General features: G+C 72.5%; 1 protein-coding gene and 2 pseudogenes. 1 reads left to right on the top strand and 2 read right to left on the bottom strand.

All coding sequences use genetic code 11. The annotated features are described in order from the left end of the window. Positions 1–104: 104 nt before the first annotated feature. Positions 105–254: pseudogene (locus AC07BF_RS19245) on the bottom strand (SAM-dependent methyltransferase); the annotation flags it as partial. 239 nt (positions 255–493) lie between these two features. Here AC07BF_RS19245 and AC07BF_RS19240 point away from each other — a divergent pair. Next, a pseudogene (locus AC07BF_RS19240) lies at positions 494–736 on the top strand (alpha/beta fold hydrolase); the annotation flags it as partial. Between the two features lie 101 nt (positions 737–837). Here AC07BF_RS19240 and AC07BF_RS19235 read toward each other — a convergent pair. Beyond that, positions 838–7,032, bottom strand: coding sequence for a DNRLRE domain-containing protein (locus AC07BF_RS19235; RefSeq protein ID WP_478333641.1), 6,195 nt, complete (start codon positions 7,030–7,032; stop codon positions 838–840). Positions 7,033–7,393: the final 361 nt, after the last annotated feature.

Raw genomic sequence — 7,393 nt, 5'->3', positions numbered from 1 at the left:
CCCCCCCCCCCCCCCCCCCCCCCCCCCCCCCCCCCCCCCCCCCCCCCCCCCCCCCCCCCCCCCCCCCCCCCCCCCCCCCCCCCCCCCCCCGGGCCTGAACCGCCCTACGGCCTGCGCGCCTCGATCAGGAAGCGCGCGGAGTGGGCGACGAACGGCCCCTCCGCCCGGATCAGGGCGTCCAGTTCGCGCAGCCGGTCCCGGTAGGCCGCCACGGTGAAGCCCGGAACCATCCAGATCACCTTCCGCAGGATATGGCGGGACTGACGTTTCCGCCCAGCTCAGGGGCATGATCGACCATCCGGAGTCAGCAAAAGGTCAGCAAGACTCCCGGAGGTTCCAACCACCATCGCGACCACAGGCCTCACCCGCGGCATGGGCAGCTTCTGCAAGGAGTGCGAGCACCCCGAGTCCCGCTGGAGCAAGTACCCGCACGAGTACAAGATCAGGTACCGCAACGCGGCAGGACGCCAGACGGAGGAATCCGGCTTCGCCACTCAGGACAAGGCCAAGCGAGGAGGCCGTCCGCAACAGCTGGAACACCGCGGCCGCCGGGGGCTCCTACGTCGTCTCCGCCGCACCTTCCACCTGGTACACAGACTTCCGCGCCGACATCGCACGCATCGACGTACCGGTCCCGATCCTGCACGGCACCGGCGACCGCATCCTGCCCGTCGACAACACCGGACGGCCCTTCCGCCGGGCACTGCCGTCCGCCGAGTACGTCGAGGCGGCCGGCCCGGGGGCATCCCCGGGCCGGCCGGCCTGCTGGTGCGGAGCGTCGTGGTGCGGTGCGTCCGGACCCGGCCCGGTCGGGTCGGGTCGGGTCCGGACGCGGGCTCAGTACCTGGTCTTGATCTCGCTCCGAGGGTACGGCAGCGTCCAGTAGTGCTTCTGCCAGATGCCGAGGGTGAGGATCACCCCCTTGCTGCCCCGGCGGTTGTTGGCCTCCGCGATCCCCTTGCCCATGCTCTTGACCAGGAAGCCGAGTGCCTTGAGGATGCCGCCGATGATCTTCGCCACGAAGTGCGGGAAGAGTCCGACGATCAGGCCGATGATGCTGCTGATCGAGCCGGTGTTCTTCAGCAGCTTGGCGACGCGGGCGGCGCCCGCCTTGCTCATGGTGGCGCTCCAACTCTTCAGCCAGCGCAGACCGTCGAGGTCGGCCATGGTGATCGGGTCGACCGGGTAGCCGTAGGCGTTCGGCGAGCCCTCCAGGACCGGGTCGGTCTGGAGGAAGCGGCCGGTGGCCGGGTCGTAGACCCGGACCCCCATGAGGATCAGGCCGCTGAGCGAGTCGCTGGCCCGCAGTTCCCCGCCGTGCCAGCCGTACTCGGTGGTGCCGGTGGCGTCGGCGACGTTGCCGTACTCGTCGTAGTGGTAGACGGCGAGGTCCTGGGTGCCGTCGGGCGACATCTGGACCGAGGCGTCGCCGTGCAGGTTGGTGAGGACCAGGACCGCGCCGCCGTCGGTACCTGTGGCGGCCACGAGCTGACCGCCGAGGTCCGTGACGTTGCGGGTGAGCTTGCCGTTGACCTCGCTGGTCCAGGTCGGCTTGTCGTCGGTGCCGTCGTAGTGGTGGGTGGCCCGGGCCGTGACGGTCCAGGTGCCGTCCTCGCCCCTGGTCTCCGTGGTGGCCGTCGCGAGGCGGCCCGCGGCGTCCAGGTCCCAGGTCTTGCGGGTTCCGCCGAGCGTCTCGCTGCGGATCAGGTCGGTGGCGTGGTAGCTCAGCTGGGTGCCCCGGGGCAGCGTGGTGGTGCGGCCGAAGGCGTCGTACGCGTAACCGGGGTCGGTGATCCGGTCCGCGGCGTCGTAGCCGTGGTTCTCGGCGGTGGTGACGGCGTCGGCGGTGGCCGGGTCGCAGTCGTCGCCGACCGTGGTGCGCTTGGTGCGGTTGCTGCTCCGGTCGAATGCGTAGCTGCGGGTGGCGCAGTCCAGGCCGTTGCCGGAGACGGCCTTCAACAGGCGGCCGACGGCGTCGTAGGTGTAGTCCTCGCTGGTGCTGTTGCCGTCGGTCTGGGTGCGTCCGGCCTGCTGCCCGTGGACGGTGAAGCCGGCGGTGTCGGCGAGCAGGACGGTCCCGGCCTGGGTGGCGTAGGTCTTGCCGGTCTGGATGCCCCGGCTGTCGTAGGAGCTGGTGAGGGTGTTGCCGCCGGGCAGCGTCTGGGAGACCAGGCGGCCCTCGACGTCGTAGCCGGCGGTGAAGGTGCCCGCGACCGAATCGGTCATGCTGGTGGGCAGGCCGCGCGGGTCCTTGGCGGTGTCGTAGCCGTAGGTGACGGTGGAGGGCACCGAGTCGGACTTCTTCACCACCCGGTCGAGCCGGTCGTACTCGGTGGTGGTGACGCTCCCGGCGCCGTCGTCGTAGGAGACGGGGCGGCCGAGCCGGTCGTAGCCCTGGGTGACGGTCGCCGTCCCGTTGCCGGTGGTCGACGGCTGGCCGGTGGCCTGGTCGTAGCCGTACACGGTGTCGGGCACGGCGGTGCCGGTGCCGCCCGTCACGGAGACCTTGGTCGGGCGACCGGCGCCGTCGTAGGTCCGGGTGGTGGTGCGGGTGACGCCGTTGGCGGACTCGGTGAGGACGGTGACGTTGCCCCAGCGGTCGTACTGGTACGTCTTGGTCGGCAGCTGCGCGGGGGCGCTGCCTCCGGTGACCGCCGCGGCCGGGGCGGTGGAGCAGACCAGCCCGGCCCATTCCGGGCGACCCGCGCACGAGCCGGTGGCGCCGGTGCCGTAGTAGGTGGTGACGGTGGTGCCCGCGTCCGAGCCGTCGGAGTTCGGGCGGGACTGCGAGACCACGCGGCCGCTCGCGTCGTAGCCGGTGGCGGTGGTGATCTTCAGACCCATCGGGTCCTGGACGGACCGGGTGGGCAGGCCCTGGGCCCAGTCGTAGCCGGTGGCGGTGGTGCGCACGTCCGCGTCGGCGGCGTAGCCCTCGATCCTGGCGCCGACCGCGACCGAGGTCTCCCGGTCACTGACCGCGGCGTTCGCCGGGCGGTTCTCGTCGTGGGTGGTGACGGTGTGGGCGCGGGCCGGGACCTCGTCGCCCGCGACCAGGGCGGGGCTGGTGCCGGAGGCCGCCAGGTCGTGCTCCAGGGTGACGAGCTGCAGCGGGTCGTACTGCTCGACCAGTCGCTTGCCGTCCGCCGAGTACACCGACAGGGCGGACAGCATCTGGGCGCGGTCGGCGGTGGAGCGGCCGGCGATGCCGAGGGCGCGCAGTTTGCCCAGGCCCTCACCGGTGGCGGCCAGGGCCAGGATGCGGTTCTCGGCCGAGAGGGTTCGCACCGGGCTGCCGTGGGCGTTGTACTCGGTGGTGACGATTCCGCCGCCGGGGGTAGCGATGTTGACCTCGCGCCCGGAGGCATTGGTGTAGGTCACCGAGGCGCGGGCGTAGGCGGCGGTGCCGAGGGCCTTGCCGTCGTGGCCCGCCGGTACGGCGTCGGGCGGCAGTACGGCGGTGGCGTCGGTCGGGGCGTCGCTCTGGCCCCAGGCGGCGACGTCGGAGGGGCCCAGCGGGTACGGGGCGTTGGCGCCCGACAGCGGCACGTCGTACACCATCGAGGTGGTCGCGGCGCCGTCGGTGACGTCCTTGCTGCCCTGCTTGAGGGTCGCCCGGGAGGCGGCCAGCAGCATGCCCTCGCCTGCGGTGGCGGCGTTGCCGGCCTTGCCGTACTCCAGCGTCCAGGGCAACTCTCCGGGCTGGGCCTCGGTGGCGACCCGGCCGGCGGCGTCGTAGGTGTAGACGGTCTTCAGCGCGGGACTGATCAGCGGGTCCCAGACCTCGCGCAGGAGGCCCTGCTCGTCGTAGGCGTACTGGGAGACGGCCACGGGGGTGGCGCTGCTCGCGGCGGGCTCGGTGGACCACAGCCGGATCTGCTTCACCTGGCCGGCCACGTCGCCCAGGGCGGCCGGGGTGGCGGTGGTGGCGGTGGCGTAGACGTACTCCAGGACGCGGCAGCCAGCGGTGGCGGGCGCGGCGGCGCAGTCGGCGGAGGCGGTCCCGGCGGTCGGCGCGATGACGTACTTGGGGCGGGCCAGCGTCCGGCCGCCGGCCACGACCTTCTCCGAGACCACGGAGGTGGTGGAGTCGGCGCTGGGCAGCGAGGAGCCGGTGGCCTGCCAGGTGGTGGCCGCCGGGTCGACCTTGCCGAAGGTGACGGTGGTACCGGCGGTGTCCTTCAGCGTGAAGGCGCCGGTGAACGCACCGCTCAGGGTGAGGTCCGCCGCGCCCGGCTCCGGCTTCCAGCCGCCCGCGCCGGTCGCGGTGAAGCCGATCTCACCGCCGGCCGAGGAGACCACCGACACCGAGGTCGGAGAGGTCTGGCGGACGTAGGAGTAGGCGGTCTCGGTGAGTTCGGCGGTGGTGCCGGAGCTCCACTGCGGGCCGAAGATCGCCGCCTGGCCCTCCTGGGCCGAGCCGTTGAGCGGCCGGCGGGAGGAGAACGAGCGCTCGGCGCTCAGGCCGAAGCCCTGGGCGTCGGTGGCCGAGAGCGTGAGGTCACCGGTGAGGGTGTTGACCTGGCCGGGGCCGACCGGGGTCTCGGGGGCGTCGCCGGCGTGCCGGTCGACCGTGACGGTGGTCGGCTCGGTGGCGTCGGTGGCGGTGCCGTCGGTGAACACTGCGCGCACGTCCACCGGGCCGTTCTCGGCCAGGGTGTCGGTGATGTTCCAGGTCAGCGCGGCCGGCTTGCCGGCGGAGGCGGCGAACGGCCAGGCGGCCACCGGCTTGCCGTCGGTGGTGGCTACGTTGGCGACCGGCACGTCCTTCCAGGCGTCGGTCTCACCGCGGCGGTACTGGTAGCGCACGCCGGTGTAGGTGCTGTTGCCCTCCGCCTGGAGCGAGGTGCGGCGGGCCGGGCGCTCGCCGGGGCCCGGGGCCACCAGGGCGGAGCCCTTGCCCGCGTAGAAGGCGTGGGTCTTGTCGGCGGAGACGTTGCCCGCCGCGTCGCGGGTGTGCGCGGTGACCTTGTGCGCCCCGGCCTTGAAGGTGAGCTTGGCCGAGACCGGCGCGCCGGTGGTCGCCACCGTCGCCCAGGCGCCGCCGTCCAGCCGGTACTGGACGTCCTTCACGTCGCTGGTCGGCGGGGTGAAGGTGAAGGTGCCGCTGTAGTCGCCGTTCGCGTCCGGGGAGCCCGCCCACTGGCCGGCCGGGAAGTCCGTGGAGGAGACGGTGGTGGCGCCCGGCGCCGTGGTGTCCACGGTGAAGGTGCGGAAGCCCGACCACGCGCTGTTGGCGGTGCCGTCCCAGGACCGCGAGCGCCACTTGTAGGCGCCCGGCACCAGCGCGGTGCCCGGCGTCCAGGTGAAGGTCGAGCCGGAGGCGGCGAGGCCGGTCCGGCCGGACTGGAGCGCCGCGGTGCCGGTGGACGTCCAGACCTCGAAGTCCAGGGCGATGTTCCCGCCGTCCGGGTCGGTCGCCTTGGCGGACAGCGTCGGCCTGGCCTCGTTGGTCAGCGCGGCGTTCGCCGGGGAGACCAGGGTGGAGACCGCCGGCGGGGTGTTGTACGTCACCGACAGGTACGGGGTGTTGGACGACGCGTTGCCGGAGTTGAACTTCTTCCAGCCGTACGGGTCGGCCTCGTCGGTGGCCCGGATGCCCAGGGTGTTGTTGGCGTTGCCGTTCCCGGCCCAGGCCTTGACCAGGGCGGTGATGTCCTGGTTCACCCAGCCGTCGTTGCAGGAGCTTGAGTAGCCCTTGGTCGCGGTGGAGGTGGCCCACTTGCGGTTCCAGTTGGGCTGCGCCGTCCAGCGGGTGGCGGTGGTGGCGCTGCCGGTGTCCCAGACCTCCCAGCTCTTCGCCGTGCAGGACCAGCTGTGGAAGTTCCACAGGTTGAGCTTGCCGCCGGTGATCTGCTTCCCGCTGATCTTCGCCATCGGGAACTGCAGGAAGGAGCGGGCCACCTGGCCGGAGCCGTTGTTGCCCAGCTTCAGCTCGGTCTGCGCGGAGACGTCGGTGCCGTAACCCTGCTGCACGAAGGTGTCGAAGCCGACGCCGATGTTGACCGCGGGGTCGACGGTCACCGGGTAGACGGTCCTCGGGTCGGTCAGGAAGGCGGCGTCCGGGGTGAGCGTCAGATCGATCGCGTCGCCGTCCTGGGTGACCTTCAGCCCGACCGGCGCGGTGCGGGTGTGCTCGCCGCTGCGCTCGTCGACCTGCGCGTCCCACATCACCGGCGCCGGGAGCTGGCCGGCCTCCTGGCCGGTCTTCGGGTCGAGGAACGACACCGAGCCGTCCGGGTTCTGCCGGGCCCGGAGGCCGTCCGCGTCGAGGGTGAGCGTGACGCTGCCGTTGGCGGCCACCGCCGAGCGGTCCTTGAGCTCCAGGAACTGCTCGAAGCCGGTGCGGGTGGACTCGATGACGAGGTCGGTGGCGGTGAGCGCGTCCGCGTACCGGGCGCGGGCGCCGTCCAGCGTGGGGGCGGGCAGGGCGCCGCGCCAGGACAGCGACATGGCGGTGCCGTTGCCGTTGTCCAGCGACACCAGCGGGGTGTTCGGGGCCTTCTGGTCCCCGGCCTGGGCACCGGCGGCCTTGAACGCCGACACGGCGGCGGGCGGGGTGGCGCCGGCCAGGGCGAGGTTGAGCGGGTGGCCCTTGGCCTTGACGCTGCCGTCAGGCTGGCGGGCGAGGTCGACGTCGATCGGCTGCAGGCGACCGGCCGCGTCCTGGTAGCGGACCGGCCCGGAGGCGACGTCCAGGGTGGTGGTGCCGTCCGGGTTGATCCAGGTGGTGGTGGACTCGGTACGCTCGTCGACCACCTCGATCCGACGGTCCTCCAGCCGGGCCTTGAGGTGGGCGGTGGCGAGGTCCTTGGCCTCGGCCGGGCCCAGGGACCGGGTGGGCCGCGGGGCCTGCTCCGTGGTGACGGCGACGGCCTGACCGGTCGTCATGATTACGACGGCCGACTCGGCGGCGAGCACCACGGCCAGGGCGACGGCGGTGTTGCGCAGCGCGGTACGGCGGCGGGTCGGCAAGGGGGACGGCGCGCCGGTTGCGGCCCGGTGCCGTGGCGGTTCGCCCGTGGGGCGTGGCATGGAACTCCTCGATGGTCTGTGTGGGTGACGGTTCTTTGTGGTGTCGACGGTTCGTCGGGTGAGGGCCGGCGGTTCGGGAGGGCCGGTCGTTGGAGGAGAGAGGAAGGATCGACATGACGAGCCCATGAGAGTCATGGCGAAGCAAAGCAATCGCAATGAATCAGCCAAATTGCCAGGCGGTCGAAATCGATCGAAAACCGTCCGGAAGATTGGAAACCATTCGAGCCCGGCTACCGCGGATCGAACGGATGCCGACCCCTGGCGGCCCGTGCCCGGGCCACCAGCGCCCACGCCCTCGAACGGGCCGCCGTCCCGTCAAGAGCGCGGACGTGGAGCACCAGGCCTGCGCCGCCGACGACGG

The sequence above is a fragment of the Kitasatospora sp. NPDC043950 genome, assembly GCF_056435345.1.
Note: the sequence above shows the minus strand (reverse complement) of the source record. Positions and strands in the feature narration are given on the sequence as shown.

Excerpts from the sequence above, each read along its gene's own strand:
- AC07BF_RS19235 (WP_478333641.1), bottom strand. The coding sequence starts at position 7,032 with ATGCCACGCCCCACGGGCGAACCGCCACGGCACCGGGCCGCAACCGGC.